The organism is Paenibacillus sp. 203, assembly GCF_037027525.1.
GTDB lineage: Bacteria > Bacillota > Bacilli > Paenibacillales > Paenibacillaceae > Paenibacillus > Paenibacillus polymyxa_B.
In genome coordinates this window covers 303,143-329,842 of sequence record NZ_JAXCHD010000001.1, presented here as the reverse complement: position 1 = coordinate 329,842, position 26,700 = coordinate 303,143, and the positions used below count along the sequence as shown (strand labels likewise).

The following is a 26,700-nucleotide window of genomic DNA, read 5'->3' as shown; positions in this document are numbered from 1 at the left end:
AAAGTTCCAACGCGTGCATTTGATATGTAAGATCATGATGGACAACACATACTTCACTTAACAATGAAACATATTATTTATTCAATTTAAAAATATCACATGTTGCGAAATGCAAACAACTTTCTTTATATGTAAAATATAATAATAATGATACATCAATTCCATTTATCTTAATTAATGGTCATTAATTTTCGTGATGATCTCTTTGTCTTTACACTGCAAAAAAGGTAGCCCTTCGGTAAACGTTCTACCTCAGGGCTACCCTCTATATAAAATAAACTGTTTTCTATCCAGTAACTACTAACCTGTCACCTACTCCAGTTCAACCCACTCGCCAAGCAATACATCCAGCTCCGCTTGCAGTCGCTCACGCGCGTCCCACAGCTCCGCCATGTATATCGTGTCGTCGCTTGTGCCGAGCAGCTCCAGCTCGGCATCCGCCGCCGCCAATTCTGCTTCTTTGGCGGCGATGGCCCGCTCCAACCGCTCGCTGGATGCAGCGGGCGTGCGTGATGGCTTCGCGGCCTTCGCTTCGCGTGCCCCAGACCCGGCAGCGGGCGAGCCCAAGCGACCTGAGCGTGCACGGCTCGCATCGTCTTCCGTAGTCGCTCCCGTATGCGCAGCCGCCCCCATGCCATTGCTCGCTACACTGGAATGTACAGCTGAGCCCGAGCCAGAGCCGCCACCCGATGCGGCTCTGCTTGCAGATGTCGGGCGTGTCCCGGTATCCCCCTCGCTCTGTAGACGAGCGTTCTCCAGCTCACGCTTCTTCGCTCGGTACTCATCAAAGCTGCCTAGATAAAAGGTCAGCTTTCCATCCTCCAGCTCCCACACGCGCCCTGCCAGCTTATTCACAAAGTAGCGGTCATGTGAAATCGCCAGCACCGTTCCCGTGTAGGTGTCTAACGCTTCCTCCAGCGCCTCGCGTGAGTCAATATCCAGGTGGTTCGTCGGCTCATCCAGCACCAACAAATTTGGCTTTTTCATGACCAGCAACGCCAGCCGCAAGCGGGACCATTCACCACCGGACAGCATGCTCACGGGCTTAAACACATCGGCACCGTAAAATAAATACTTCGCTAGCAACCCGCGTGCCTCGCCTTCTTCCACCCCTGCTTCCTCCTTGAAGTAGGCAAGCACAGTTGCCCGGCTATTCCGTTCTCTTTCTTGCTGCGCCAAATATCCGTACTCCACGCGCGCACCCCACTGGACCGTGCCTGCATCTGCGCTTTCCTGACCAAGCAGCAGCTTGAGCAACGTCGTTTTGCCTGACCCATTATCACCCAGCAAGGCCACCTTTTCGCCGAATTCCAGACTACCCGTTGCCCCGTTTAATATCTGTCGCTCTCCATAGGCTTTAACAATTTCTTCAAACTGCAGTACCCGGCGACCGGAACGATCCTCCAGCTTTAAGTGAAATTCCGCCCCCTGCGGGTCCAATACAGGCCGCTTAACCAGCTCCATGCGCTCCAATGCCTTACGAATGGAGGCTGCCTTTTTGAAAAACTTTTCGTTATCGCCATTGCGACCCCACTCTTCAAAACGCCGAATGGCCTCTTTCATCTTTTTGATCCGCTTTTGCTGTTCCTTATAATCTTCAAATTGCAGTAGCAATCGTTCTTCCTTTTCCTTAACATAGCCGCTGTAGTTCGTATAATACGTAAACGCCTCGCCATCCTCAAGCTCAATCATTTTAACGGCGACCCGATCCAGAAAATAACGATCATGAGATACAACCACACACGCACCTGTATAGCCCTGCAAAAATTGCTCCAGCCATTCCAGCCCTTTCAAATCCAGATGGTTGGTCGGCTCATCCAACAGCAGCAAATCCGGTCGTCCGATGAGTTGTGATGCCAGCGCTATTTTTGTTTTCTCTCCACCCGACAGCGAGCCGAAGCTGCGCGTATACATGCCTTTGGGAATACGCAGCCCATCCGCTACCTGGTCAATGTTTGCATCCATTTCATAGCCGCCATTGCGTTCAAACCGTTCCTGCAAGGCAGCATACGATTGCAGTAGCTTCTCCAGAAGGCTCGCATCCGCTGCCACAACCGGATCTGACATTTCCCGTTCCAGTGTGGTCATCTGATTGCGGCAATCCTTCAGCTCACGATAGGCGTAAGCCAGCGTTTCGTACACGGTGAAGCTCTCAAACTCCGCCGGAATTTGCGGTAAATAGCCGATTTTCGTATCCTTGGCGATGACGAGCTGCCCTTCATCTGGGCGGGACAAACGTGCAATTAGGCGTAATAGGGTGGTTTTACCGCTTCCGTTACGGCCGATGAGCCCCACCTTTTCTCCCGTATGAATATCAAACGATGCACCATCCAAAATCAGATTGGCAGCGTGGTATTTTTTCAATTGTTGACCGTTTACTATATACATGTTCAGGCTCTCCTTTATTTAGGAAGACCCTTACCCGGGTAACACAAAAAGAGCCGCAGGAGCAACCCCGCGACTCTTCGGAAGATACAGAAATCCGTTCGAGTTAAGGTAGGCGTCTTCTCGCGATGTTTACAACCGTATGATTAAAATTGGACAGACTTCTCCCGTTGTATGGAAAAGCATGAACAATGCCAGCCATAGCAATCGGCAGCTGGCTAATACGGTTGTTCAGCATCTCGTGATTCACCTACCTCACCTCCTTCTTCATAATTGTGTGTAGTATAACATGTTTGCTCGTATTATGAAAGAGGACGATGGTCCATCGAGCTATGAAACAGAGTGGTGTCCTCTGACAGCCTGCGAAGTCCCGGCTCTGGTAATCGAAAATACGCCGCAGACGAAAGCAACAATCACAAATGCCCCACCTACCCAAGCGTTAGTGGCAACAGATTCACTATTCTCAATCACTACTCCTCCCAAGGCAGAACCGAGAGCGATCCCGACCTGGAGCGCGGAGAAATTAAAGCTTTGCTGAATACTACCCGATTCGGGTGCATTTTCAATAAGATAACTTTGCATCGGGGGCGACAAGGCCCAACTCAGTATGCCCCAGATAATCAGTAGCGGCGCAAATACATAAATCGAGTGAATTGAGAATGGCAGCAAGAACATCACGGCGATAAACACGCCTACGACGACTAGAATACTTTTCGCTGTGCCGAACCGATCTGCCAAAGAGCCGCCAATAAAACCACCGCTCACTGCCGCCAGCCCAAAGACAAAATAGGCCACACTAACCCATGAAGCGTTCAAGCCCATCATATTTTCTAAAAACGGAGTGAAATACGCATATAACGTGTAATGGCCCGCCAGTGTCAGCGTGGTCACCAAATGAGCACTGATGACTTTAACATTTTTTAAAGATTTCAACTGATCACGCATAGGTACAACATGTTCTGTCGGAATCCGCTCCATAAACAAGTTGATAACGATCATAGCAACGACCGTCAATAAAGCAATGATCAGGAAAAGCACCCGCCAGCCAAATGCATTTCCAATCAGCACCCCGGCTGGAATACCTAGAACGATGGAGGAGCTAACCCCCATGGAGATGACACCGAGGACACGGGCCTGATAAGCCTTGGACACCACTTTGACTGCAATGGTCAGTGACAATGTAACGATCAGCGACCCGCTTGCAGCGGTAATGATACGGGATACAAACAAGACTGCATAATTCGGACTCCAGAAGGCCAGCAGACTTCCCAGAATAAAAATAAACATCGACCACAGGTACAGTCGTTTTCGTTCAATTTTGGCTGTCAACGCCAACAGAGTTGGCCCAGCAATAGCATACACGAGCGCATAGATCATGATAAGCTGTCCTGCCGTGCTTACGGAGACATTCAAATCCTGTGCAATTTGGGGTAGCACGCCACCGATAATCAGCTCCACCAGCCCCACCGTAAAGGTCGCAATCGTTAAAATAACTACTTTGAAGTTCATTACATTAGCTCCTTTGCTGTCATGTAAATTCCCTCGTATTACGCAAAAAAATCCTGACCACAAGAAATGTACAAGACGTACACTTTTTGTAATCAGGATTTATCGGTTCCTGGTAGAGACCCTCAAACCATATTATTGAGGTTATACAAATGGGGCATTCATTTATTACGCATTCACGAAGGTTATAGCTATTACTATAAAGGAGCCTGTGGCTAAGTTCAACCCCCTACAGCCGCAAAAATTCGCTCATAGCATGATCTGACAGATAAGGTAGGTACTCATGACCGTATTCGTGATACAGGAGTATTTCCTTGTCTGATACGATTTTATTGTACACCGCAAACTGCGTGGAAGGCGGACAGATGATGTCCGACAGTCCTGTCACAAACAACACACGACCACGAATACGATCTGCCAAATGTTGAATATCAATGTAGCCTAGTCGGTGAAAGAGCTCCTCCTCGCGCAGATGGTTCGGATCAAACCAACGAAAATAATAAACCAGTTCTTCATATGCAGATGTAGTGGCATCCAGCATCCAGGCTCTTTTATAGTCCGACAGAAACGGATATACCGGAACTGCCATACGGACACGCGGCTCCAATGCAGCGCAGGCAACCGTCAAGGCCCCTCCCTGGGAGCAGCCAAATGCGCCGATCCGTTCAGGGTCGACCTGCTCCATAGACATCAGAATGCGCACCGTCTGTACCGTATCCAAAAATACATTGCGGTAATACAACCGATCCGGGTCCGGGTCGTCAATCCCTCGGATGATATGGCCGCGTACCGTCGTTCCCTGAACCTGCAAATTGTCCTCGGACAGCCCACCTTGCCCCCGGCAATCCATGGCCAGCACAGTGAATCCGTGTGCCGCATAGCTTACCTTGTCGAACCAGTCGCCACTGTCGCAGGAATATCCATGAAACATGGCCAAAGCTGGCCCTTGTTCCGTAAGGTGCTTGGGACGAGCCAGCTTCCCATGAACCTTTGCTCCGCCCACTCCAGTAAAATATAGATGGTAACACTCCACCATCGGAGAGATAAAATCAGCAGGCTCCAGTGTATAATCAAGCGGCTGCCGCTCCAGCTCCTGTAATGCCCGTTCCCAGTATGCGTCAAAATCCGGTGGCTTCGGGTTACTCCCCATATATGACTGCAATTGCTGTAAAGACATATCCTCCGGCATTCAAGTTCCTCCTACATCCGGCCTGACTCACGGTCGTCTGCGACCACTTCATCCGTTGCGATGACATACTTCATAATGTCGGACACTGTCGTGTATGCAATACCTACATACGTGTCAGCGGCTCCATAATAAATCGCAATCCGCCCGGTGTCCGCATCATGCAGCGTAGCACACGGGAACACCACATTCGGCACAAAACCCCGTTCTTCGTACCATTCCTCCGGAGTCAGCACGAAATTAGAGGAACGATATTTAACTTTAGATGGATCATCCAGGTCAAGAACGGCTACGCCCATACTGTATACCAGCCCATTGCACGTGCCTGTCACCCCGTGGTAGAACATCAGCCAGCCCTCTGTCGTCTCAATCGGAGCCGGTCCGCCGCCAATCTTTACCGATTGCCACCAGCCCTGTCCGCCCTTGCTCATGACATGACGGTGCTTGCCCCAATAGACCAAGTCAGGACTTTCACTCAGAAAAATGTCGCCAAATGGTGTATGTCCGCTGTCGCTCGGACGGGATAGCAACATAAAGTTTCCGTTTAGCTTGCGGGGCAACAGCACACCATTACGATTAAACGGCAGGAACGGATTTTCCAATCGTACAAAGCTTTTAAAATCCTTCGTTTGTGCTATCCCCAATGCTGCACCGTAAAAATCTGTACACCAGATGATATAATACGTGTCCTCCACGCGAACCAGACGCGGATCGTAAGCATAATTTGGCTGGTAATCGTTCCCTTCCTCATCAACCAAATGCAAACGTTCTGTGTCAATGTCCCAAGCCAACCCGTCGTCACTCCAGCCTAGGTGCAAATGCGGACGTCCATTAATCGTTTCAGCCCGGAATACTCCTACAAACCGTCCCTCATACGGAGCTACTGCACTGTTGAAAATACGGGCAATGCCCGGTACCGGATTCCGTCCAATGACCGGATTCTCACTATGTCTCCATACCGGAGCCTCACTGCCTTCAGGCTTATCCTGCCACGGCATTTCCGGCAGACTACCTCCCACAATTCGTACGCTATCTACTCCCAAATCCACATTCAATTTATTCATACGTGTATTCCCCTCTCACCGAGATATTTGATTCACCAAATTTTCTATTTCGCCATTGTTCTATTTCACCGAACCCTGCGCGAAACCGTTATAGATATATTTTTGTAATGATAAAAACGCAATCAGCGTCGGAATAATGGCAATGATTATGCCCGCGCTAATGACTTCCCATTGCGAGCCATATGGCCCTTTAAACTTGAACAGCGCCGTCGATATGACCTGAAGGCTTGTTTTGGGCATATACAGGAACGGGGTGTAAAAGTCGTTGTAAATATTAACGCCCTTGATAATGATCACCGTCACAATGGCAGGCTTCAGCAGGGGCAAGATAATGCGCCAGTAGATCGTCAGATAGGAGGCCCCATCCAGCATGGCCGATTCATCCAGCGCCACCGCGATGGAATCCAGAAATTGCAGAAAAATATACACCGCAATAATATCCGTTCCCAAATACAGCAAGATCGCCGCCCAAGGCGTGTTAAACAGCTCCAGCTTGTTGATTATTTGGAATGTCGACACCTGTGTCGTCACCCCCGGAATGAGCGTGGCGAGCAAGAACGCACCCAGCATGAGACTTTTGCCCTTAAATTTAAAACGGTTCAAAATATACGCGATCATGGAACCGGTCAACGTAGCTCCGATGATCGAAATCAACAGGATAAAAGCTGTGTTTACAAATCCGGTCAGCATATTTCCGTTGATAAAGGCTTTGGTATAGTTAGCCCAATTCAGCCAGTTTACGGGGGGAGTCAGAGGACTGGTTGCCGCATATTCAGCCTTCGTCTTCAAAGATGCAAACAAAATTACGACAATCGGTAGCAGTGCAATGAACGCACCTAGTAGTAGCGCGGCATACTTGATGCTGCTACCCAGTATTCTTTTCAGCTTATACATGATTAGTCCTCCTCTCCCCGAATTAGCAACCGTTGAAGCAGTGTGACAGCAATCACGATCAGCAGCAGAACGACCGCCATCGCTGAGGCCAAACCGACCTTGCTGTATTTGAATGCCACATCAAGCGTCTGAATGACGAATGTTTCACTGCCGTTGGAGCCACCGGTCATAATATACGGGATGTCGAACGCACTGATCGCCCCGCTAATCGCCAAGATGAGATTCAACTGCAAAATCCGCTTGATACTCGGCAAAATAATAGAGCGGAATTGATGCCAGCGGTTAGCCCCGTCTATATCAGACGCTTCATACAGATCACTGGATATGGAGGAAATCGCACCGAGAAACACGATAAAATTAAAGCCCATGTATCTCCAGATCGACGTGCCAGCCAGCGAAATATTGATAATCTCCGGGTTGCCCAGCCACAGCTTGACATACGAACCCAGCCCCATCGCCTGAAGCAGTGTATCAAGGGTACCGTCTGGCTTAAAAAAGAATAGAAAAATAAAACCAATAGCTACCCCGTTCATCAGGGAAGGAAAAAACAAAACGCCTTTAAAGAAATTTTTAAACCAGGTTTGAAAGCTAAGAATGGTTGCAAAATAAAGGGCCAGCCCCATCTGTACAAAGGTGGCTACAAAGTAATACAGACTGACTTTAAACACCGAGAAATACTCGGGGTCGGTAAAGATTTTGATATAGTTTTCAAAGCCCACATATTCCAGACGCTTACTATAGCCGTTCCAGTCCGAAAAGCTGTACTTAAACATATTGATCACTGGCAAGTACGCAAAAGTGATCAGCAGCGCTAGCGGAATAAACGAAAAGGCAACAATAATCGCCAATCTTTGTTTGGAGTAGCTGAGATTCGAAAATTTTAACATGCTGCACCTCCTGGCTGTCCGTCCATCTACTATTACGTCGATCCTTTCTTTTCGTCAGTTCAGATGGCTATTTTGCTTCCTTTGCAGCCACTTCAGCACGCGCCTTCACCCATGCGTCGTTCAGATCCTTCATAATGGTGTCATACGATTCCGGGCGGTTACCGACTGCTGCCTCAATAATGCGTTTTTTGAAGTCAGGCTGCCACAAGCCGATTTCTCCCTTTTTGTCGATTTTATCGACAATCCCTTCCTGTCCTTTTGGAGATGGAGTAAGCGTTTCAAAAACGACTCCCTGATCTTCGTATTGTTTCAAAATGCTAGGCATTGGGGCACCCTTCAGCGGGCTAATGCTACCTGCCTGCTCTACGGCATAGTTGGACTTTTCGGTAAACCAATCCACCCAGGCACGGGCCGCCGGTTTATTTTCACTGTTTACGTTAATACCGAGGTTAAAATCACCAGCCAGAGGCACAAGCACCTTGGAGGCATTCGTCGGGAAAGGCATAAAACCGATATCATCCTTGTTAGAAGCTGTGCTTTTGATCTGGTCAATCGCCCAAGAGCCAAGCACCATCGTACCGATTTTGCCTTGAGCGAGATCCGCCTTGGAGGTCTCCCAATCTGTAGTCGTTGGATCTTTTTCAATCAGGCCTTTTTTAGCCGCATCGTACAGGACCTTATACAGTTCATAGTGGGGCTGGCCCTTCGTGAAATTGTCATCTGTATTCGGTTGTGTGACATTCACATATTCCTTTGTACCCGCCAATGTTGCCAGACTAGACTCCCACTGGGTCAGTGCCCAACCAGAGGCATAGTTCGTAAACAGCGGTACCGCCTTGGTTTTGTCCTTAATCTGCTGTAACGCTGTCAGGAATTGGTCCGGTGTTTTGGGAAGCTGCGTGATTCCTGCGTCCTTGAACACCTTTTTGTTATAAATCACACCAGAGTAAACCATCGCAATTGGAATACCGTAGCTGTTATGATCCACCGTACGTTCTTCAAGGCCGGTATACTTGTTTTTCATCTCCTCATAAGTACCCAGCGGCTCGAAAAAGTTGGGCAGCTCTTCAACTGGAATACTGCCAGGAATCAGCAAAACATCTCCATAATCCCTGGTCCCCATCCGGATTTTAATTTGACCCTCATAATCGGCCAATGCCTGAAAATTGACCTTCACGTTCGGATAAAGTTTGTTAAATTCCTTGGCGTAATCCTGAAATACGGTATCCACAATATCAGTCCGCTGTGTGATAACCGTAATTTCACCTTCCACACCCTTCGGATCAGAGCTGGCAGCTGGCTCATCCTTCTTTGAGGTACAGCCAGTAAACAGCCCCGCTAACAAAACCACGGATAGTAATGACATCAAAACCTTGGACAACTTCATGAGACGACCCCTCCTGTTGTTTTCAAATAAGGTTATCGTTAAAGTAACAAAATCATTTTATTATGTTAGCGCTTACTGTGTCAATTACAATATTCTTTTTGTAAAGTGGAATGGGTCACATCTTATGAAAAAACACCAATTTAGCATGGTTGACAGTTTACAAACAGCTAGATATGATACTCCTGTAAAGTTAACGATAACTTAATAATTTATTTTCCGAAGGAGGCTTTGTCTCTTGGAAACATTACTGGACGAAATTAGACAGGAATGGAAGGAACACATACTCCCATTCTGGCTTGGACTGAAGGATGAGACACACGGTGGGTTTTACGGCGAGGTGGACGTGGATCTGCACATTCATAACCAAGCCGACAAAGGAGGGATTGCCACTGCACGGCTACTCTGGTCATTCTCGGCGGCTGCCCGTGTAACAGGGGAAGATACCTATGCAGAAGCCGCACGACATGCATTCACATTCCTGCGAGATCACCTGCTTGATCCATTACATGGAGGAATGTACTGGATGGTGGACTACACCGGGCAACCCGTGGACACGTGCAAGCATGTATACGCGCAGGCATTCGCGATCTATGCGATAGCAGAGTATGCACGTGCCACAGACGACCCGAATGCATTACCACTAGCTATGGAGCTGTTCCACCTACTGGAGCAAAAAGGATATGATCCCACCCGGCAGGCATACGGCGAACAATATGACCGCTCGTGGAACATGCAGCCTAATGAGCTACTCAGCGAAAATGGGGTTACCGCGCATATCACCATGAATACGCATATTCATGTTTTGGAGGCGTACACCCAATTGCTGCGCGTCTGGCCAAATGAAGAGGTTCGAGATGCACTGACGAACGTACTGGATATTTTATATCATCGTGTTTACGATGCTTCTGCTCGACGACTGGGGGTATTTTTCGATCGTGAATGGCGCTCTCTGCTTGACCTGACCTCATATGGTCACGACATCGAAGCCAGCTGGTTGATTGAGGACGCTATGAGTGTGTTGGGTTATTACCCGTCAGAATACGTGGATATGGTGATGGATATTGCCAATGCGGTAGCAGAGCGCGCTGTTCAGCCAGACGGATCGCTCATCAATGAGCGGGAAGGAGAGCGGGTAGACACCTCACGTATCTGGTGGGTACAGGCCGAGGGAATGGTTGGTTTTTATAATGCGTTTCAACGTACAAAAGACGAACGTTTTTTGCAAATTGTGAAAAATCTATGGTCCTATACCCGGCAACATATCATCGATCCGCGCCCCGGAGGCGAATGGTTCTGGTCAGTTCAAGCGGATGGTAAGCCTGATGCGAGAGAGATTGCAGGACCTTGGAAGTGCCCTTATCACAACAGCCGATTTTGCATAGAAATGCTAGAAAGGATGGAAAACCAATGATCCATAGCAAATATAATGAGCTGCGGTTGCAGCAAGAGGAACTGATTACACGCCCCAATGAGGTTAAAACTACCTTTTATAATGGTATCTACGAACGCTACATCTACCCAGTGCTCACACGCCATCATGTTCCACTTCACTGGCGGTTCGATCTGGATGCGCAAACCAATCCCTTTTTCATGGAGCGGCTGGGTGTAAATGCGGCATTGAATCCAGGGGCGATCTATCATGAAGGAAAATACATTCTTGTTTCGCGCACCGAGGGACTGGATCGAAAGTCATTTTTTGCTTTGGCAGAGAGCGATAACGGCATTGATCAATTTCGATTCATTGACGCTCCCCTCGTATGGGAGGATATCGACCCGGAAGAAACAAATATGTACGATATGCGATTGGTAAAGCATGAAGACGGCTGGATTTACGGTATTTATTGCTCGGAAAAAAAGGACCCTGACGCACCACCCCACGATACCTCCAGTGCTGTCGCTCAGGCCGGACTGGTCCGCACTCGTGATCTTCGTACATGGACCCGGCTTCCCAACATCACTACCCAGTCCCCACAGCAGCGCAACGTTGTCCTGCACCCTGAATTTGTGGACGGTCAATATGCCTTCTATACTCGTCCCCAGGACGGGTTTATTTCCACCGGTTCAGGCGGAGGCATCGCCTTCGGCCTGTGCAAAGATATTACACAACCCGTGATTGAACACGAAACCGTCATTGATGAGCGCTGTTATCATACGGTGTACGAAGCCAAGAACGGACAGGGGCCTGCCCCGATCAAAACCAGTCGCGGCTGGATTCATATCGCTCACGGGGTACGCAATACAGCCGCCGGACTACGGTATGTGCTGTATACCTTTGCCACCAGTCTGGAAGACCCTACGCGCGTCATCGCCAAGCCCGGTGGACACTTTCTGGCTCCTTATGATGAGGAACGCGTGGGCGACGTTTCGAATGTTATTTTTTGCAACGGGGCTGTTGTTAACGAGCAAGATGAAGTCTTTATTTACTACGCGTCCAGCGATACCCGTATTCACGTAGCGACGACCACCATCGCTCGGCTGGAGGACTACACCTTCAATACACCATCCGATCCCTTGCGCTCTCTCGGCAGCGCCGCTGTTCGCCGCGAGCTAATTCATCACAATGAAGCGCTATTACAAGCACACTCCCGTCCTTCCCAGCGGACATAAGCCGCAGGCTTTATCCTGCTTGCGGAACCATGTATACTATCCATAGAACAACTGTTACCCGCAGGCTAATAGTTGTTCTATGGGCAGCTACGCTGCTAAGTTTTTTGGATTTTACAGGCGGCTAAGCTACTGATATATTCCCCAGCATTTTGCATCCATTCTCTGGATTAGGCAAAATGCTTATCTTTTTAAAATTGGAAGGCGGAACAGGAATGAAGAGCAACGTTACGATGCGGGATATTGCAGATAAGCTGGGAGTAAGCAGCGTGACCGTGTCGAAGGCGCTCAATGACAAGGATGGGGTTAGCGAGGAGCTAAAAGAGCGTATTAAGACGCTCGCGGGCGAAATGGGTTATCGTTTCAATACCGTTGCCAAGTCCATGAAGGAGGGCTTCACCTATAACATAGGTGTTGTCATTCCTGAACGTTTTACTGGCCCCGGCCAATCGTTTTATCTGCACATCTACCAGCAAATTTCACGAGCACTGGAGCCATACGGCTACTATGGCATTCTTCACATCCTTCATCGCGAAGACGAAGAACAGCTTAATCTGCCACGTATCTATTACGACCGCAAGGTGGACGGCTTCATTCTCCTGGGTCAAGTGAGCAAGCCATATATCGAGCTGATACAAACCATGGATCTACCCAAAATGTTTCTCGATTTTTATGATGAACATGCCGATATCGACTCCGTGGTGACGGATAATTTCTACGGAGCCTATGAGCTGACCAACTATTTGATCGCCCAGGGGCATCGTGATATTGCATATGTAGGCAATATCTATTCCACCAGTAGTATTCAGGATCGTTTCCTCGGCTACTATAAATCCTTGCTGGAGCACAGACTGCCCCTCCGTAACGAGTGGGTGCTCAGTGACCGGGACGACGAAGGTGCTTTTGTTGAAATGGAGCTGCCTCAGCCGCTACCGACTGCCTTTGTATGTAACTGCGATCAGGTCGCTCACAATCTGGTACACAAGCTCATTGGTCTGGGATACCGCGTGCCTGAGGACTGCTCTGTGGTCGGATTTGACAACGATGTATACGCCACTCTTATTGTTCCGCAACTGACCACAGTCGGCGTAGACATCGAGCAGATGGCACGTACTGCGATTGATTCGATGATGAAAAAAATAAGTCATCCCGGCGGCCGCTTTGGTCGAGTCCTCGTACAGGGTCATATTGTATATCGTGATTCCGTACAGCCCATCCAGAGACCATGATCAACACACACTTTACTTGGGGACAGGTCACCCCTACCCCAATATTCCACAATCAAAAGCCGCTCAGCATGTCGCTGGAGCGGCTTTTGACGTTCATAAATTCTGCAGTATGATCTCGTACTCACTTTCAATGGTGGATTTTGCAAAATCCTGGATTAGGAGCGCTGGGCGACAAAGGAATTGCCCGCCCGATTGAGAATCGGCAGCATCCGCATTTCCTGCCCCATTGAGGCTTGGCAAAATGGACAAGCTGGCTCGTTCAAAAAGGTGAAATCCGTTCGCATCCAACCGTTGCAACCCTCGTTTGTACACGACCAAATAGCCGTATTTTCCTCTGGAATGATTTCCGGGGCCTGGCGTCTGTACATCTATATCCCCCCTCGGTTTTTATAGGGTAATATCCCCTGTCGACTTACTGTTAATTTCTATCAATGCCAGTATTTTGCAAAATTCGATTCCAGTCGCTCCGAAGTGCAAGATATAGACGAACTAAACCATTTCGATCTATATCTTGTTCATTGGAATTCGCTTATTGAATTTTTGCAAAATCCTCACCTGTGCGGGTATTAATATGCTCCAACCTCCAAAAAATATGCGCAATTTACCAAAATGTTTATTTACGGATAGCCTTAGTCCAGAAGCCGCCATGAAACTGCTTCGGCTCTACCGTAATGACAAAAGCCTTAGGGTCCAGCTCCAGAATGGACTGATACAGCTTATTCTGATTTTTTCGTTTAGCCAAAATTTCCATTACCAGGCGCTCTCCATCACGTCCACTGCCCAGCCAGGCTGTAACGCCGTATCCTTTGTCCCGCAGCGCATTGGCAATTCCTCCATTGATCTCATTGCTGATCACCTTAACGGTGACATAACCGAGCGCTATTTTTTCCTCAATCCATGCTCCAATAAGAATGCCCAATGCATAGCCAATGGCGTATACTGCAAGACTTGCCACTTGATCCAGGTACTTAAGCACAACATTCAAGCCCAATACATAGACCGTAACTTCCACGGTGCTAATGAGCGCAGCAATGTACTTCTGTCCTTTCAGCGTCAGAATCATGCGCAGTGTATACGCCGATACGTAAATAATTTGAATAACGAGAATAAACAATAAAATTTTGAGCATGCGCTCACTCCCCACTTCACGTTCTGATTTAATCCGTATCCAACATTATACCCCCGTCTGTGATATACAGCCTCTGGTTTCGTATTACCCTCGCTCGGGTAATGACTAACTACAGCATGCTGAATGAAAGTTCGATCACATAAGGAGGGCTATAACATGAAGGATAACGGAACTAGCGATAAAATCAAAGGTAATGTGAACAAAGCCAAAGGTGAAATCAAGGACCAAATCGGGAACGCTACCGATAATAAGTCCCTTCAAGCCGAAGGCAAACTGGATAAGGTCAAAGGCCATCTTCAGGAAACAGCAGGCAAACTGAAGGACGGCAAATAATCCTGAATGGATAACCTCGACGCACTGTTTTACCAACAAGTCTCGCTGTCTTGTGCAGCGGGCTTGTTTTGTGTTGTTCGGATACTTTTGGAAAAACTTTTGCGCAAACAGGGCAACTTTTACGGTTGCTGTTGCGTCTAACCAATATAAGCACAACCCATAATGACTCTCCAAGCTGTTGGATTTTGTAGGCATTAATGTTACTCTAGTCTATGAACCAGGCTATAATTCTTAAATAAAGGGGTAGACCAACGAATGAAATCACTGAAATCTATCAAAAAACCTGTCATCATCACTGCCGTATCCGCCTTGGCCATATCCGGGGCTCTTTTCAGCCAATCCACATATGCCGCACAAGTGACTAAGCCGATCCAAGCAGTATATAACAATATCAAAATCATCTACAACGGAACCGAGGTTCCTTATGATGCCAAAACAGAACCATTCCTGCTGGATGGCGTAACGTATATCCCACTGAAGCTGGCAGGTACAGCTTTGGATAAAAAGGTAACATGGGATGGCACAAACAAACGCGTAGTCATTGCCGACAACGGCGTCCCGATTGATCAATCTACAGTGACGGCGTTGAACAACCAGATTACGACGCTGACTCAAGAGCTCAACACAGCGAAAGCAGCGAACACAACGAAGGACGCTACCATTGCTCAATTGCAAAAAGACAACCAGACGCTAAAAGATGAAGCAAGCAAAAATAGCTCTAGCTCCTTGAAAGATCTTCAAAAGAAGCTGAACGATGATCACAGGGATGACTACAACACCAACTCGGATATCACTCTGGATGGTAACAAAAACGATATTACGGTGACCATCGAAATGACAAAATCCAGATGGACTGAGTTATCTGACAGCAGAAAGGAAAGCTTCCTGGAGGACATCGTGGAAGATATTTTGAAAGAGTATAAAGATGCCGATGTAGAGGGTACGGTTAAAAACTCCAGTAATAGAGATAAAATGGCGACCTTCACAACCAACAGCAGAGGAGATGTTACTTTGAAGGATGTAGCTTCTTCCTTGGATGCAAGTACGATTCAACGTGATTTGGTTAATAGATATGGCAATTACGCTGGCGTTGGCTTTGATTTCACAGTAAGAGGCGACAGCAGTGAAGCTAGCGTGGATGTATATGTAAAGACTGACGCTTGGAACAATACACTTACTAATGCGCAAAGAAACTCTCTTATAGAGAATGTTCTTTATGAGCTTAAAAACAGAAACTCGGTATCTCGAGTAGTGGGTAAAATTAAGTCTAGCGAAAACAGCAACACGATAACTTCGTTCTAAATCGCACTTTTTTCAAAAAAGCGACAAAGGCCCTTAAGCCTTTGTCGCTTTTTTATGATGTACAAGCAACATACATTCCACTACTTAATTAATCTGCCAACAGAAGTAATATATTTTATATAATCTTCATCCGCATTGGTTGTATCGATATTCATTGTATAAACCAAATTACCAGGACTGGTTATTTTAACTTTGTAAAACATACTGGGTTTAGAATAAGGATATACACTATAGGTCCCTTTGCTATAAACAATCATAGGATTAAAGTCAATTTGCTTGAAGGCGGGCGATAAGTCGCTCTTATACGTAGCATGAATATTCAATACACCTTGCCTTTGATCCCAGCCAAAGGAAAAAAGATCAAATGCATTCGCGTCAATGACTTGGGCCAAGTCTTGTCCCTTGAACCTCATAAGAACTGGACTTTCTGTAAAGCTATCATGCCTTAGCTTCAATAAGCCACGCTTGGAATCCCACTCCATCTGCGCATCTGTATCTTTCAACAAAATGGAAACTGGTAAAAACATCGCGTTGCTTTTCATGATGGGGACTGTGTCCATTGTCACTGGCTTACCGTTAACCGATATTTCGGGTGATCCGATCGTAGTCGTTACATTACGGCCTAGCAAATCAACAGAAGCCGTTTTGTTCGCTGCATTATAAGTTACTTTGCCGCCCAGTATATCTTCAGCCGCTTGGAGTGGTATAAACAGTCTGCCCTTCGGATCCACAAAGGGAGGGGCAGGATAAGTGTATAAAACGTAATGATCATTGACCTTTAGGTGTATGGGCGTTTGGCCTTGAGCTTGAGCTGATGCCCAATTCGTGTTTGTAGCACCCAAACTCAATACAATCATAAGACAGATTAGTAACCTAATTTTCATAATCATAATACCCTCCTCGTTATTGTTCGTTACCAGTGTATCGTCACAAAAATATCATTTCAACCATAATTTACAACATATACCCAAAAATAAACATTAAATTTTACATATAATAGTATATAATGGATTAAACTGCAAAACAAAAAGAGAGTACAGAATTGCACTCTCTTTGGATAAAGCATATAAAAGTAAGGAATATTAATAGGCCAATGCAAAAAGTCCTTTGATGTGGGATAAGTAACGGATGTTACTGCCTTCCTTCATCAAAGTAGCTACAGCGCCTTTCAGTTGGGTGCCATTCGCGCCTACAGTACCGATCGCGTCTGTTCTGCCCAAGCTGCCCAGTGTACCGGAGAATACTGGTGTAAAGCGTTCCATTTTCGCTCCGTTGAAATAAGCGAAGATGTTGTAACCAACTAATTCGCCCATTTGCCAAGCCAACTGTGCAGTTGGAGGGTATGGACGCTCGCCTTCACCCGGGAACACCACTGCGCTGTCGCCAGCGAGGAAGATGTCTTCGTGAGAAGTCGATTGCAGTGCACCATTCACAGTTGCGCGACCACGGTTTACTTCGATACCAGATGCGCCAACCAGTGCATTACCTTGTACGCCGCCTGTCCAGATCAGTGTGTTCGTTTTGATCGAACGTCCGTCTTTCAAGAGAACCTCGTCAGCTTTCATTTCTGTAATCGGAACACCCGCTACGATTTGAACGCCACGTTTTTCAAGGCTTGTTACTGCACGATCAACCAGTGGTTGAGGGAAGCCTGCCAAAATAGATGGTCCAGCTTCTACGCAATACAAGTTGATGTCTTCGTAGTTAATACCTTTTTCGCGACAAATTACAGGCAATTTGTCAGCATATTCACCCACCAGCTCCACGCCTGTCAGACCGCCACCACCGATAACGATTGTAGCGTCTGCTTGGTTACCGGATTGCTTGTAAGCATCCAGACGAGCTTCCACATGTGCACGAATACGATTGGCTTCTGCCACAGATTTCAGCGTGAAGCTATGCTCTTGCAGTCCTGGAATACCAAAGTAAGCCGTTTCGCTGCCCAGGGAAATAACGAGAGCGTCATAGCTCAACGTAGCGCCACTGGCCAAGGTTACTTTTTTATCGTCAGGCTTGATTTCGGAAACAGTATCCACTTTCAGGATAATTTCTTTGTTACGCAGCAGCTTTTCCAAAGGAAGCGCAACAGCTTTTTCGGCAATTGTACCTGCCGCCAAACGGTGCAGTTCCGTAATAATTTGGTGCGACGCAAAGCGGTTAACCACTGTAATGGTTGCTTGGCTAGCGTCCATATGCTGGCGTGCTGTAAGAGCGGCTAGCAATCCGCCGTACCCGCCGCCCAAGATCAAAATTTGCTTCGACATGTCCATCCTCCGTTCTCGATCAGGTAATTATTTGCTTTCGCGTTGGCGCTCATTCAGAATATCCAGGAAAGCCTGGCTGAAACGCAGCGTTTTTTGTACATTCGGATCTTTAAGCATTTTGAGCAGGCCAAACAGACCTACACTGCCGTCCGTAGTTTGTACACGGTCATTTGCTTCAATTGCAGCAGAAGCCAATCCTTTAGCCGAATCTGTAACAGGCTTCACAAACTCTCCCATGGAGCTTTTCATATCTCCGATAAAGACAGGGTCAGTCGCCAGACTGCGAGCTACATCATAAGCGTCGGTCATCAAAGTAACCATCTCAGTCAACTTGGGCAGATTTTCTACCAGCACGGTCAGCGATTGCTGAACCTCCGGTTTCATCAATTGGTCCAATACATCCCGAGACTCTTTGGTAGCTTCCTGTGTTACTGCCACCTCTTGTTGGTTTTCAGACATGCGTGAACGTCCTCCTTTACTGTGAAAATAGAAGTCCATTCCTTTCTCGTAACCTGTATCCATAAACTCTAGCAATAAAACGTTCATCGAATTCACGCCCTTAAACATGCAAGAAGCACAGCTAAAACCGGCCTATACCCTAAAGGGCAAGACTGATTTATCGCAGATGCCAATTGTATATTGCTCAGACGGTATTCTGTTGTTACTGCTGCGGAATATTCCACGAAGCACTCCTTCGTGACTACAACAGGCCGAAACGGAACCCTATACCTCTATATTACACCTTTCACGACACAATCGTCGAAGAAATTTTAAATTTGCACAAATTTCTGCAAAATTTTTATTGTTATTTTAGATAAAAATTAGAATAAGCTCGATTTTTGTCCAAGTTTCCCTTAAAAAAAGGGTCATCTTATGCTAGAGGAGGGTAATAAAGAGAGTGCGTTTTAGTTCGATAATATGAAAATAACACAAAATATATTCATACGGAGGCCCGATCATCACCACTTGTGGGGCAGGTGGACAAGCTGCATTGGCAGCTTATACACTCCAGCAGATGGGCTTTACCAATGTAGCTTTTATCGAAGGCGGAACAACAGCCTGGAAGGAATCCGGCTTTGAAGTAGAACTGTACTAAGGGATCTACGCTCCAAGAGTCACCCTACGTATGTAGGGTGCCTTCAGAAGCATCAGGATTATCAGGTGCCTCGAAATCATCAGGAGACGGTTGCGGTACACCAGACTCAATGAACTCATCTACATCGCGGGCAGCCTTAACTTGATTGCATTCATTGCAAGCACATACACAATTGACCGGCGTCGTGTGCCCCCCTTTTGCCCGAGGCAGTAAATGATCAATCGTGTCACCGTAGCCCCCGCAAAAAAAGCAAGTATAACGGTCACGCTTAAGCACATATTGACGAAATTCCTTGTTGCTATACAGTCTGCGCACGGTGTATGGATTAACAATCACCGCCATACGCTCTCTGACCAGGGTCATGGCCAGATCAAGCTCAATCTCTTGATGCCAGCGTCTCCCCTGGTCGGTTTTGCCTCTTAGCCGAATCATGCCATTGCGATTGAGCCGCAACGCCCGGGTATCCGCAGGCTTCAGCCTGCTAAGCAGATGCCGAACCCGTTGCCGGTGGCGCTCACGCGCTTTGTCCGTGACCGGCTTCCTGCGGGGGTGTTGTGCCTCCATAGGTAGCGACGCCTCCAGGCTGTGCGCAGCCGTATTGGCTTCAAGGCTATGCTGCGTCACGGGAGCAGCCGAGGGATTCGTTTTCTCGCCGGAAGGAGCGGACGTAGCCGCACGTTCTTGCGGGCCCAACCCTCGGCAGGAACGGCAAGGACCACGCCGGGAATAAGGACCAGCCCGGCGACCCGTTCTGCGCTGAAAGTCCGTTAAAGGTTTCATCTCCTGACAATACGTACATTTTTTAATCAGCGGTTTGCTCGCTTCATCCTTGTTCTGCTGCGTTTCTGTCACGTCCACCCCTCCTTTCCTCTGTTGCTCACTCTTCACAGTTTGCCCGAAACCCGAACTATTGTTAAAGTTAGATTCATTTTACCGTTTTCACGTTCTCTTTTCTAGCTACCCGAGTCGTTGTGAACACTCAGGTATAACAAATTTTAATGATTCAGCATACGTTATACAGCGATCCTTGTTCTTCATTCAGCATCATATTGGCCGTCTGACGTTTAGCCCCCCTCACTTGGTGGGTAACTTGTTATATATGAAGGAGGGACGTACATGAAAAGGAACCATACGATGATGCAATTTTTCGAGTGGAATGTCGAAGCTGACGGTTCTCACTGGAAAAAGCTTACCCGCCTGGCGCCGGAACTGAAGGCCAAAGGAATTGACGCGATATGGATTCCACCTGTCACCAAAGGCCAATCGCCCGAGGATACGGGATACGGCGTCTATGACCTTTATGATCTGGGCGAATTTGACCAAAAAGGTGCGGTGCGCACCAAATACGGAACCAGGGAAGACCTGCTGGAGGCTGTTGCCGCCTGTGTTCGCCACGGCGTGTCCGTCTATGTCGATCTGGTCATGAATCATAAGGCCGGCGCGGATGAAACTGAAGTATTCAAGGTCGTCGAGGTCAACCCGGATAACCGCAATGAAGTCATTTCTGAGCCCTTTGATATCGAAGGCTGGACTAAATTTACGTTCCCCGGCCGTCAAGGTCAGTATTCCACATTTCAATGGAACTTTGAACATTTTAACGGAACCGATTACGATGCAAGCCAGGACCGGACAGGAATCTATCGTATTTTAGGTAAAAATAAAAGCTGGAGCGAAAATGTAGATGATGAATTCGGCAATTATGATTATTTAATGTTCGCCAATATTGACTATAATCATCAGGATGTGCGCAAAGAGATGATCCGTTGGGGGAAATGGCTGGTAGATACTCTGCAATGCAACGGATTCCGTCTGGATGCAATCAAGCATATTAATCATGAATTTGTACGAGAGTTTGCTACAGAAATGATTAAAAAACGCGGGCAGGATTTTTATATGGTAGGCGAGTTTTGGAAACCGGATCTGGAATCGTGTCAAAAGTTCCTGGATACCATTGATTATAAAATCGACCTGTTTGACGTATCCCTCCACTACAAACTACATAGCGCTTCCTTGGGTGGCAAGGATTTCGATTTAAGCACCATTTTCGAGGATACGCTTGTTCATACCCATCCCCTGAACTCGGTTACTTTTGTCGATAATCATGATTCCCAGCCGCATGAAGCGCTCGAATCCTGGGTGGAGGACTGGTTCAAGCCTAGCGCCTATGCACTCATCTTGCTGCGCAAGGACGGTTATCCCTGTGTGTTCTACGGCGATTACTACGGTATCCAGGGGCAAACGCCCGTGAAAGGCAAGCAAGCTGAGCTAGACCCGCTTCTATATGCCCGGTACCATAAAGCTTATGGTGAGCAAAAGGATTATTTCGATGATCCCCATACGATTGGATGGGTTCGTCAAGGCGTGCCTGAGCTGGAAGGCTCCGGATGTGCTGTGGTGATCACCAACGCAAATGACGGAGAAAAGCGCATGTTCGTAGGCAAACAACGTGCAGGGGAAGAATGGATGGATTTGACCGGACATCACGATCATACCGTAAAAATTGAGCAGGATGGCTACGGCATATTTCCCGTTCGTGCCGGCAGTGTATCGGTGTGGGCACTTCCCGCAGAGGAAGACAGCCAGGAAACAGAAGAAGAGGAAGCGAACGCTTAATCTATACCCAACACAAAGAGGACAGGATGCGAGGAAGCGCCCTGTCCTTTTTGTGTATGGAAAGTTACTCCGTTACCTTGCTTTGGTTGGCCACGGCCTGCTTCTTAGCCTCTACATGACTCGGATCACCGAGATAAAAACGCCGGATGGGATCTATATGCTCATCCAGCTCGTACACCAGTGGAATGCCTGTCGGAATATTCAAATCCAGCAATGCGGTTTCGTCCAGATTCTCCATATACTTGATTAAGGCCCGCAAAGTGTTACCATGTGCAGAAATGATAACTCGATCCTTTTTGAGAATCAAAGGTACAATCCGCTGCTTCCAAAACTCACCGACCCGATGCACGGTGTCCTCCAGGCTTTCCCCAAGCGGCAGCTCTTCTGGCTTAATATTGCGATAACGCTCTTCCCGATGCGGACTCCGCTCGTCCTTCTCATCCAGCATGGGGGGCCGCACCGTCAGACTACGCCGCCAGATATGAACCTGCTCCTCGCCGTATTGCACGGCGGAATCCAGCTTGCTAAGCCCCTGAAGGGCACCATAATGGCGTTCATTCAACTTCCATGACTTCTGCACAGGTATCCACAGATGATCCAGCTCATCCAAGATATGATACAGCGTGCGGATAGAACGTTTTAGCACAGAGGCAAATGCCAAATCAAACGTATATCCAGCCTCCTTGAGAATGCGTCCCGCCTCAATGGCCTCATGAGTCCCCTGTTCAGTCAGGTCCACGTCCGTCCAGCCTGTGAACAGGTTTTGTCGGTTATACACGCTCTGTCCATGCCTAACCAGCACCACTTGATACATGCACTCACTCCTCTCCTGTCTGTCTTTATGTTTTACCCAACTTCTATGTATTTAACGTAAAATGCAATTTTTAAACCGTCTATTTAATACAAAAAAGGACGGCATTCAGCCATCCTTTTCTTCTCACCCTGCACTTAGTCCCTCTTACTGAATTTGGCCAACAGATCCAAAATCCGTACATACAGCCATACTAGAGTCACCAGCAATGCAAAAGCACCATACCATTCCATATATTTGGGTGCGCCTTGATCTGCTTGCTCTTCAATAAAATTGAAATCAACCAGCAGATTCAAAGCCGCAATGATCACGATAAATAAACTAATGCCAATTCCCAGCCAACCTGTTTCATGGATATAGGGAACATTCATACCGAAAAAGTTCAAGATAAAATCAACCAGCGTCACCAGAAAAATCGCCATCGTACACAGGACCACGAATGAGATAAAGCCGCGTGTCACCTTGATGATTCGCTGTGTGTACATAAAGAGCATCAAGAACAAGATACCCACGGTCAGCAAAATGGCATTGGCTACAATTCCAGGGTACTCATACTCCATAAAAGCTGAAACGCCACCCAAAGCAAAACCACTCAGAATCGCATATACAGGAGAGAGTAATGGAGCCGTTTTTGGAAAAAAGGATATCGCAAGTGCTACGCCTGCCATACCAATAAAGCCTGCCGTCAGCAAGGATAGCACCTCTACGGTTCCTTCGTAGGTCATGTACCAGGTAATACTTCCAGAGACGATGAGCAGAACCAGCAGAAGCAACGTTTTGTTCACCGTTCCTCCGATGGTCATGCGTTGTTCACTAGCTTCTCTTTCATCTTCGCGCAAAAAGATGTCATCACGTAAAACCGGATTGCTAAAGCTCATACAGGGTACTCCTTTTCGATGTTGTTGTTTGCTATGCTATATGTATATATCGGCACAATATGAAAAAAGTTTCAGAAAATTTCAAAAAAACTCTAACCTTGCCACATGGCAAAGCTAGAGTTAGAGGATCAGGTCGTTACAGGTTAAAGATCAGCTGTCGCAATCTGAATCGTACCAAATGTGCCTCCGGCCGCGCTAGTCAATAAACCAGCTACCAGCAATAAGGCAACTTCCACCGTAAGACTAGTGAATGCAGGGATCGTATAGGTAATCACAGGCGCATTGACAACAGTAAGGACAAGATCAATCGGAAAGGGACCGTTATTATTAACGGTTACTGCTGCATCTGCACCACCACGCAAATTTTCATAATACGATTTGCCGATACCAGCCGCTATCGTAAAGTTTTGTTGAGGTAAAAGAATCGCCATAGTTTTCACCTCCCTTGCGTTTGATAGTGTATTCTATGCTTCCAATCTACGAGCGTAACGTTAAGTGACTCAGTAATAAGACACAATTTGAAAGACTTATAGATTAACGTACCCTAACCTATGCTAAAAAGGAGTTGCCCTCTCAGATTCTTTGCAGAATCTGCGGACAACTCCTTACTAAATAATAGAAGTATCAGACAGTATAAAAGCAGTTAGCAGGATTGTATGTTGCCTTTGCTTCCTTATTGCACGTCAATGCTCAATTCCTGCAAACCGAAACGAGAAGGCGCTGAAACCTTCACGCGGATATTGCCAGCCTCACCCTTTGTACGAATCCAGAATGCAATGCGTCCACCAATTAGGGATAAGCTTGAAGGACCGATCAATTCACCCACTCCCTCGACCTCCACCGAAACAGGATCTGCATAGAACGGCAGGGCATTGCCGTATTCGTCCAGAGCATCCACTACTACTCGGGTTACGTCCCAATCGCCAGCTTCCAGTACCATATCATCTGCAGCTACCCGTAGCTCTGTCGGCACCGGATTACGTGAATAGTATCTGCGGATCACTTCTTGCCCATCTACGTACCCAATGAATACAGCGTCTTCCCACTTCATGCCCCAGTGACCTGTCAACTCATCGATCACGACAGGAGGGTGAGGAAGCGCCGGGTACTTTTCTCGGTTCGGACGATAAATACCTTTGCGCTCATGACCGTAGACGAACTCCACCTCATCGCAATTGGTGAACACGACCAGCGGCACGATACCCCCGATATTCCGCTCGCCACGAGACCAGTAAGTGACCGGCTCCATAACGGTTTCCTGTTCGACGTTCTTCTGGCTCCGGTACACGCTCGCTGCAAATTTAGGCAGGCGGAACATATCCATGACACCGTGGTAGCAGATTTTATCACCGGAACCAAAATCAGCATGCGTGTTATAGTCAAAAGCACACCAGCCAATCGCTCCGGCAATGCCCTCATCGGCATAGGAAGCATTTTGGACCCGCGTATGGCGCAGTGCATGCTCCATTACCCGTTCCTCCTGGTCAAAACGTTTCGTCGGGTACATATGCCCGTTATATTCCGTTACCAGATAAGGAACCGAATGATCCAGCTTTGTAACGAGAGACGGCTGGCGCAAGCCTGTCGTTTCGCCATCTACGCCTTCTGTATCGTCATACGTATCAAAATTGCGGATTTCCTTCGCCAAATATTTTTTGTGCCCACCATCATGAACAAAATCATTTATCGTATATACATCTTCCAGCAGCTCACTGCCTACAATATAACGCACACCACCCGTAGCACGGGTCGGATCTAGTTTTCGTGCCAGCTCATTGGTACGCGTGTACAGATCATGGTCATCCTGCGACTCATTAATTCGTACGCCCCAGATTACAATGGAGGGATGATTTCGATCACGGATAATCATGTCCTCTACGTCCCTCACCGCCTGCTCCTTCCACGCTTCACCGCCAATATGCTGCCAACCCGGAATCTCTTCGAAAACGAGCAATCCGATTTCATCACAGCGGTCTAGAAAATGACGGGACTGAGGGTAGTGGGATGTCCGTACCATATTCAGCCCCAGCTCCTCCTTGAGCACATCTGCATCACGACGCTGCGCTCTTTTGGGCATAGCATAACCAACGTACGGATAGGACTGGTGACGGTTCAGGCCGAGCAGCTTGATCTTCCGCCCGTTCAAGTAAAAACCGTCCGGCTGAAATTCAGCCTCGCGGAAGCCAAAGCGCACGGTCACCTGATCCAACTCTTCTCCGCCTCGTAGCAGCGTCAGCTTCGCTTCATACAGCTTGGGATCATCTATATCCCAAAGCCGCAGGCCGCCCAGCTCTTTCAGCTCCAGCGTTACTTCCGCCGCCGTCACCGCTGCCAGCTCGGTCTCCGCCTTCACGCTCGCTCCGTCCAGCAATTGCAGCGCGACCGTCAAGTCGTCCTGCTGATCGCCGATGCCCTCCAGCTCCACGACCACGCGCACCGCCTTATTTGCCGCAAGCGGCTCCGGTGTCTGAATGAATATCGTTCCAAGGTGTACAGGCTCCACTATTCGCAGCTGCACTTCGCGGTAAATACCGCCATAGGTCAGATAGTCAATGACTGCCCCAAAGGGAGGGATGTCGTCCCGTTCCGTGGAATCGACAATGACTGTGAGCACATTGGAGCCGCCATACTCGGCAAGTTCGGTCAATTCAACGCTGAACGGTGTATATCCACCTTTATGCTCCCCCGCTTTTACCCCGTTTAGATATACCTGGGCATAGGTCATGACTCCTTCAAAATCAACATACACTCGCTTACCTTTGGCATCTGCCGGAATGTTCAGCTCTCTTTTATACGTAGAAATAAACTGAAATGCCTTGTCGTCAAAATAATTATACGGAAGCTCTACATTGGTGTGCGGCAGCTGAATTGGCTCATACCGACCTGCATCAATGCCTGCGCTTATTTCGCTCTCGACATATTCAGGAAGGTAAAACCATTGGTCATTCAACGGCAAAATGGTACGCATGGGCAGTCACCTCAACCTTTTATTTTCCACTCTTATACCATAGTAAAATATTTAAGTAAAAATGACGAGTAAAACTTAGTAAAATAAATATATGTTCAATGTAAGCATTTCCAAGACAATTGTCAATCCATTTTTGTATCTTTTTATAATCAAAAAACAGCCCC

At 47.6% G+C, this 26,700-nt stretch carries 24 protein-coding genes, 1 pseudogene and 1 riboswitch; of the genes and pseudogenes, 7 read left to right on the top strand and 18 right to left on the bottom strand.

All coding sequences use genetic code 11. The features are described 5' to 3' along the window. Positions 1 to 312: 312 nt before the first annotated feature. From abc-f to WA407_RS01455, 8 genes are all read right to left on the bottom strand, one after another. On the bottom strand, positions 313 to 2,388 hold the full coding sequence (abc-f, locus tag WA407_RS01490; RefSeq protein WP_336076635.1) for a ribosomal protection-like ABC-F family protein: 2,076 nt from the start codon (positions 2,386 to 2,388) through the stop codon (positions 313 to 315). Positions 2,389 to 2,491: 103 nt separating this feature from the next. Then, positions 2,492 to 2,635 (bottom strand): RAxF-45 family protein, encoded by a 144-nt coding sequence (locus tag WA407_RS01485; protein WP_016822706.1) that lies wholly within the window; start codon positions 2,633 to 2,635, stop codon positions 2,492 to 2,494. A gap of 80 nt (positions 2,636 to 2,715) precedes the next feature. Then, positions 2,716 to 3,894 (bottom strand): MFS transporter, encoded by a 1,179-nt coding sequence (locus WA407_RS01480; protein ID WP_235306641.1) that lies wholly within the window; start codon positions 3,892 to 3,894, stop codon positions 2,716 to 2,718. A gap of 69 nt (positions 3,895 to 3,963) precedes the next feature. Further along, positions 3,964 to 4,063: riboswitch (purine riboswitch) on the bottom strand. A 57-nt stretch (positions 4,064 to 4,120) separates the two neighbouring features. Next, positions 4,121 to 5,080: an acetylxylan esterase gene (locus WA407_RS01475; RefSeq protein ID WP_336076634.1), complete on the bottom strand. Its 960-nt coding sequence runs from the start codon at positions 5,078 to 5,080 to the stop codon at positions 4,121 to 4,123. 11 nt (positions 5,081 to 5,091) lie between these two features. Beyond that, positions 5,092 to 6,141, bottom strand: a complete 1,050-nt coding sequence (locus tag WA407_RS01470) for a glycoside hydrolase family 130 protein (RefSeq protein WP_336076633.1) — start codon at positions 6,139 to 6,141, stop codon at positions 5,092 to 5,094. Positions 6,142 to 6,201: 60 nt separating this feature from the next. Continuing rightward, complete coding sequence (locus tag WA407_RS01465; protein ID WP_025721962.1) at positions 6,202 to 7,035, bottom strand: carbohydrate ABC transporter permease; 834 nt, start codon at positions 7,033 to 7,035, stop codon at positions 6,202 to 6,204. A 2-nt stretch (positions 7,036 to 7,037) separates the two neighbouring features. Further along, the gene (locus WA407_RS01460) at positions 7,038 to 7,922 is read right to left on the bottom strand and encodes a carbohydrate ABC transporter permease (RefSeq protein WP_235306644.1); all 885 of its coding nucleotides are present in this window, start codon (positions 7,920 to 7,922) and stop codon (positions 7,038 to 7,040) included. A gap of 67 nt (positions 7,923 to 7,989) precedes the next feature. After that, the gene (locus WA407_RS01455) at positions 7,990 to 9,309 is read right to left on the bottom strand and encodes an ABC transporter substrate-binding protein (protein WP_235306645.1); all 1,320 of its coding nucleotides are present in this window, start codon (positions 9,307 to 9,309) and stop codon (positions 7,990 to 7,992) included. Between the two features lie 235 nt (positions 9,310 to 9,544). On the opposite strand from WA407_RS01455, the gene WA407_RS01450 reads away from it, so the two are divergent. From WA407_RS01450 to WA407_RS01440, 3 genes are all read left to right on the top strand, one after another. Next, positions 9,545 to 10,720, top strand: coding sequence for an AGE family epimerase/isomerase (locus WA407_RS01450; RefSeq protein WP_336076631.1), 1,176 nt, complete (start codon positions 9,545 to 9,547; stop codon positions 10,718 to 10,720). Continuing rightward, entirely contained in the window at positions 10,717 to 11,916 is a 1,200-nt protein-coding gene (locus tag WA407_RS01445; RefSeq protein ID WP_250260144.1) for a glycoside hydrolase family 130 protein, read from the top strand. The genes WA407_RS01450 and WA407_RS01445 overlap by 4 nt, the downstream gene beginning before the upstream one ends. A gap of 212 nt (positions 11,917 to 12,128) precedes the next feature. Beyond that, positions 12,129 to 13,142: a substrate-binding domain-containing protein gene (locus WA407_RS01440; RefSeq protein WP_336076630.1), complete on the top strand. Its 1,014-nt coding sequence runs from the start codon at positions 12,129 to 12,131 to the stop codon at positions 13,140 to 13,142. A 155-nt stretch (positions 13,143 to 13,297) separates the two neighbouring features. On the opposite strand, the gene WA407_RS01435 is transcribed toward WA407_RS01440, so the two are convergent. Both WA407_RS01435 and WA407_RS01430 read right to left on the bottom strand, forming a co-directional pair. Further along, the gene (locus WA407_RS01435; RefSeq protein ID WP_025721956.1) at positions 13,298 to 13,510 is read right to left on the bottom strand and encodes a cold-shock protein; all 213 of its coding nucleotides are present in this window, start codon (positions 13,508 to 13,510) and stop codon (positions 13,298 to 13,300) included. Positions 13,511 to 13,755: 245 nt separating this feature from the next. Then, positions 13,756 to 14,271, bottom strand: a complete 516-nt coding sequence (locus tag WA407_RS01430) for a DUF2179 domain-containing protein (RefSeq protein ID WP_023990890.1) — start codon at positions 14,269 to 14,271, stop codon at positions 13,756 to 13,758. Between the two features lie 156 nt (positions 14,272 to 14,427). On the opposite strand from WA407_RS01430, the gene WA407_RS01425 reads away from it, so the two are divergent. Both WA407_RS01425 and WA407_RS01420 read left to right on the top strand, forming a co-directional pair. After that, positions 14,428 to 14,604, top strand: coding sequence for a CsbD family protein (locus WA407_RS01425; RefSeq protein WP_071643790.1), 177 nt, complete (start codon positions 14,428 to 14,430; stop codon positions 14,602 to 14,604). A gap of 255 nt (positions 14,605 to 14,859) precedes the next feature. Beyond that, positions 14,860 to 15,906: a stalk domain-containing protein gene (locus tag WA407_RS01420; protein WP_069290637.1), complete on the top strand. Its 1,047-nt coding sequence runs from the start codon at positions 14,860 to 14,862 to the stop codon at positions 15,904 to 15,906. 80 nt (positions 15,907 to 15,986) lie between these two features. Here WA407_RS01420 and WA407_RS01415 read toward each other — a convergent pair whose 3' ends face one another. The 3 genes from WA407_RS01415 to WA407_RS01405 form a co-directional block, all read right to left on the bottom strand. Next, positions 15,987 to 16,790 (bottom strand): copper amine oxidase N-terminal domain-containing protein, encoded by an 804-nt coding sequence (locus tag WA407_RS01415; RefSeq protein WP_336076629.1) that lies wholly within the window; start codon positions 16,788 to 16,790, stop codon positions 15,987 to 15,989. 198 nt (positions 16,791 to 16,988) lie between these two features. Continuing rightward, positions 16,989 to 18,170, bottom strand: coding sequence for an NAD(P)/FAD-dependent oxidoreductase (locus tag WA407_RS01410; protein ID WP_061829474.1), 1,182 nt, complete (start codon positions 18,168 to 18,170; stop codon positions 16,989 to 16,991). Between the two features lie 27 nt (positions 18,171 to 18,197). Beyond that, a complete protein-coding gene (locus tag WA407_RS01405) occupies positions 18,198 to 18,629 on the bottom strand; it encodes a DUF1641 domain-containing protein (protein WP_013312528.1) in 432 nt (143 codons plus the stop codon). 493 nt (positions 18,630 to 19,122) lie between these two features. On the opposite strand from WA407_RS01405, the pseudogene WA407_RS01400 reads away from it, so the two are divergent. Next, positions 19,123 to 19,266, top strand: a pseudogene (locus WA407_RS01400) (rhodanese-like domain-containing protein); the annotation flags it as partial. A 24-nt stretch (positions 19,267 to 19,290) separates the two neighbouring features. On the opposite strand, the gene WA407_RS01395 reads toward WA407_RS01400, so the two are convergent. After that, a complete protein-coding gene (locus WA407_RS01395) occupies positions 19,291 to 20,118 on the bottom strand; it encodes an HNH endonuclease (protein ID WP_336076628.1) in 828 nt (275 codons plus the stop codon). Between the two features lie 264 nt (positions 20,119 to 20,382). Here WA407_RS01395 and WA407_RS01390 point away from each other — a divergent pair, with 264 nt between their 5' ends. Next, positions 20,383 to 21,879 (top strand): alpha-amylase, encoded by a 1,497-nt coding sequence (locus WA407_RS01390; RefSeq protein WP_069290639.1) that lies wholly within the window; start codon positions 20,383 to 20,385, stop codon positions 21,877 to 21,879. Positions 21,880 to 21,943: 64 nt separating this feature from the next. Here WA407_RS01390 and gpmA read toward each other — a convergent pair whose 3' ends face one another. The 4 genes from gpmA to WA407_RS01370 form a co-directional block, all read right to left on the bottom strand. Continuing rightward, positions 21,944 to 22,693 (bottom strand): 2,3-diphosphoglycerate-dependent phosphoglycerate mutase, encoded by a 750-nt coding sequence (gene gpmA / locus WA407_RS01385; protein WP_013312531.1) that lies wholly within the window; start codon positions 22,691 to 22,693, stop codon positions 21,944 to 21,946. 134 nt (positions 22,694 to 22,827) lie between these two features. Then, positions 22,828 to 23,568 (bottom strand): Bax inhibitor-1/YccA family protein, encoded by a 741-nt coding sequence (locus WA407_RS01380; RefSeq protein WP_023990900.1) that lies wholly within the window; start codon positions 23,566 to 23,568, stop codon positions 22,828 to 22,830. A 143-nt stretch (positions 23,569 to 23,711) separates the two neighbouring features. Further along, a complete protein-coding gene (locus WA407_RS01375) occupies positions 23,712 to 23,999 on the bottom strand; it encodes a hypothetical protein (protein WP_069290641.1) in 288 nt (95 codons plus the stop codon). 242 nt (positions 24,000 to 24,241) lie between these two features. Beyond that, positions 24,242 to 26,536: a glycoside hydrolase family 2 protein gene (locus WA407_RS01370; protein ID WP_336076627.1), complete on the bottom strand. Its 2,295-nt coding sequence runs from the start codon at positions 26,534 to 26,536 to the stop codon at positions 24,242 to 24,244. Positions 26,537 to 26,700: the final 164 nt, after the last annotated feature.

What these genes read in the sequence shown, in the direction of transcription:
- abc-f (WP_336076635.1), bottom strand. Translation starts at nt 2,388, where the DNA reads ATGTATATAGTAAACGGTCAACAATTGAAAAAATACCACGCTGCCAAT.
- WA407_RS01480 (WP_235306641.1), bottom strand. Translation starts at nt 3,894, where the DNA reads ATGAACTTCAAAGTAGTTATTTTAACGATTGCGACCTTTACGGTGGGG.
- WA407_RS01475 (WP_336076634.1), bottom strand. Translation starts at nt 5,080, where the DNA reads ATGCCGGAGGATATGTCTTTACAGCAATTGCAGTCATATATGGGGAGT.
- WA407_RS01470 (WP_336076633.1), bottom strand. Translation starts at nt 6,141, where the DNA reads ATGAATAAATTGAATGTGGATTTGGGAGTAGATAGCGTACGAATTGTG.
- WA407_RS01465 (WP_025721962.1), bottom strand. Translation starts at nt 7,035, where the DNA reads ATGTATAAGCTGAAAAGAATACTGGGTAGCAGCATCAAGTATGCCGCG.
- WA407_RS01460 (WP_235306644.1), bottom strand. Translation starts at nt 7,922, where the DNA reads ATGTTAAAATTTTCGAATCTCAGCTACTCCAAACAAAGATTGGCGATT.
- WA407_RS01455 (WP_235306645.1), bottom strand. Translation starts at nt 9,309, where the DNA reads ATGAAGTTGTCCAAGGTTTTGATGTCATTACTATCCGTGGTTTTGTTA.
- WA407_RS01445 (WP_250260144.1), top strand. Translation starts at nt 10,717, where the DNA reads ATGATCCATAGCAAATATAATGAGCTGCGGTTGCAGCAAGAGGAACTG.
- WA407_RS01440 (WP_336076630.1), top strand. Translation starts at nt 12,129, where the DNA reads ATGAAGAGCAACGTTACGATGCGGGATATTGCAGATAAGCTGGGAGTA.
- WA407_RS01435 (WP_025721956.1), bottom strand. Translation starts at nt 13,510, where the DNA reads ATGTACAGACGCCAGGCCCCGGAAATCATTCCAGAGGAAAATACGGCT.
- WA407_RS01430 (WP_023990890.1), bottom strand. Translation starts at nt 14,271, where the DNA reads ATGCTCAAAATTTTATTGTTTATTCTCGTTATTCAAATTATTTACGTA.
- WA407_RS01425 (WP_071643790.1), top strand. Translation starts at nt 14,428, where the DNA reads ATGAAGGATAACGGAACTAGCGATAAAATCAAAGGTAATGTGAACAAA.
- WA407_RS01420 (WP_069290637.1), top strand. Translation starts at nt 14,860, where the DNA reads ATGAAATCACTGAAATCTATCAAAAAACCTGTCATCATCACTGCCGTA.
- WA407_RS01415 (WP_336076629.1), bottom strand. Translation starts at nt 16,790, where the DNA reads ATGAAAATTAGGTTACTAATCTGTCTTATGATTGTATTGAGTTTGGGT.
- WA407_RS01410 (WP_061829474.1), bottom strand. Translation starts at nt 18,170, where the DNA reads ATGTCGAAGCAAATTTTGATCTTGGGCGGCGGGTACGGCGGATTGCTA.
- WA407_RS01405 (WP_013312528.1), bottom strand. Translation starts at nt 18,629, where the DNA reads ATGTCTGAAAACCAACAAGAGGTGGCAGTAACACAGGAAGCTACCAAA.
- WA407_RS01390 (WP_069290639.1), top strand. Translation starts at nt 20,383, where the DNA reads ATGAAAAGGAACCATACGATGATGCAATTTTTCGAGTGGAATGTCGAA.
- gpmA (WP_013312531.1), bottom strand. Translation starts at nt 22,693, where the DNA reads ATGTATCAAGTGGTGCTGGTTAGGCATGGACAGAGCGTGTATAACCGA.
- WA407_RS01380 (WP_023990900.1), bottom strand. Translation starts at nt 23,568, where the DNA reads ATGAGCTTTAGCAATCCGGTTTTACGTGATGACATCTTTTTGCGCGAA.
- WA407_RS01375 (WP_069290641.1), bottom strand. Translation starts at nt 23,999, where the DNA reads ATGGCGATTCTTTTACCTCAACAAAACTTTACGATAGCGGCTGGTATC.
- WA407_RS01370 (WP_336076627.1), bottom strand. Translation starts at nt 26,536, where the DNA reads ATGCGTACCATTTTGCCGTTGAATGACCAATGGTTTTACCTTCCTGAA.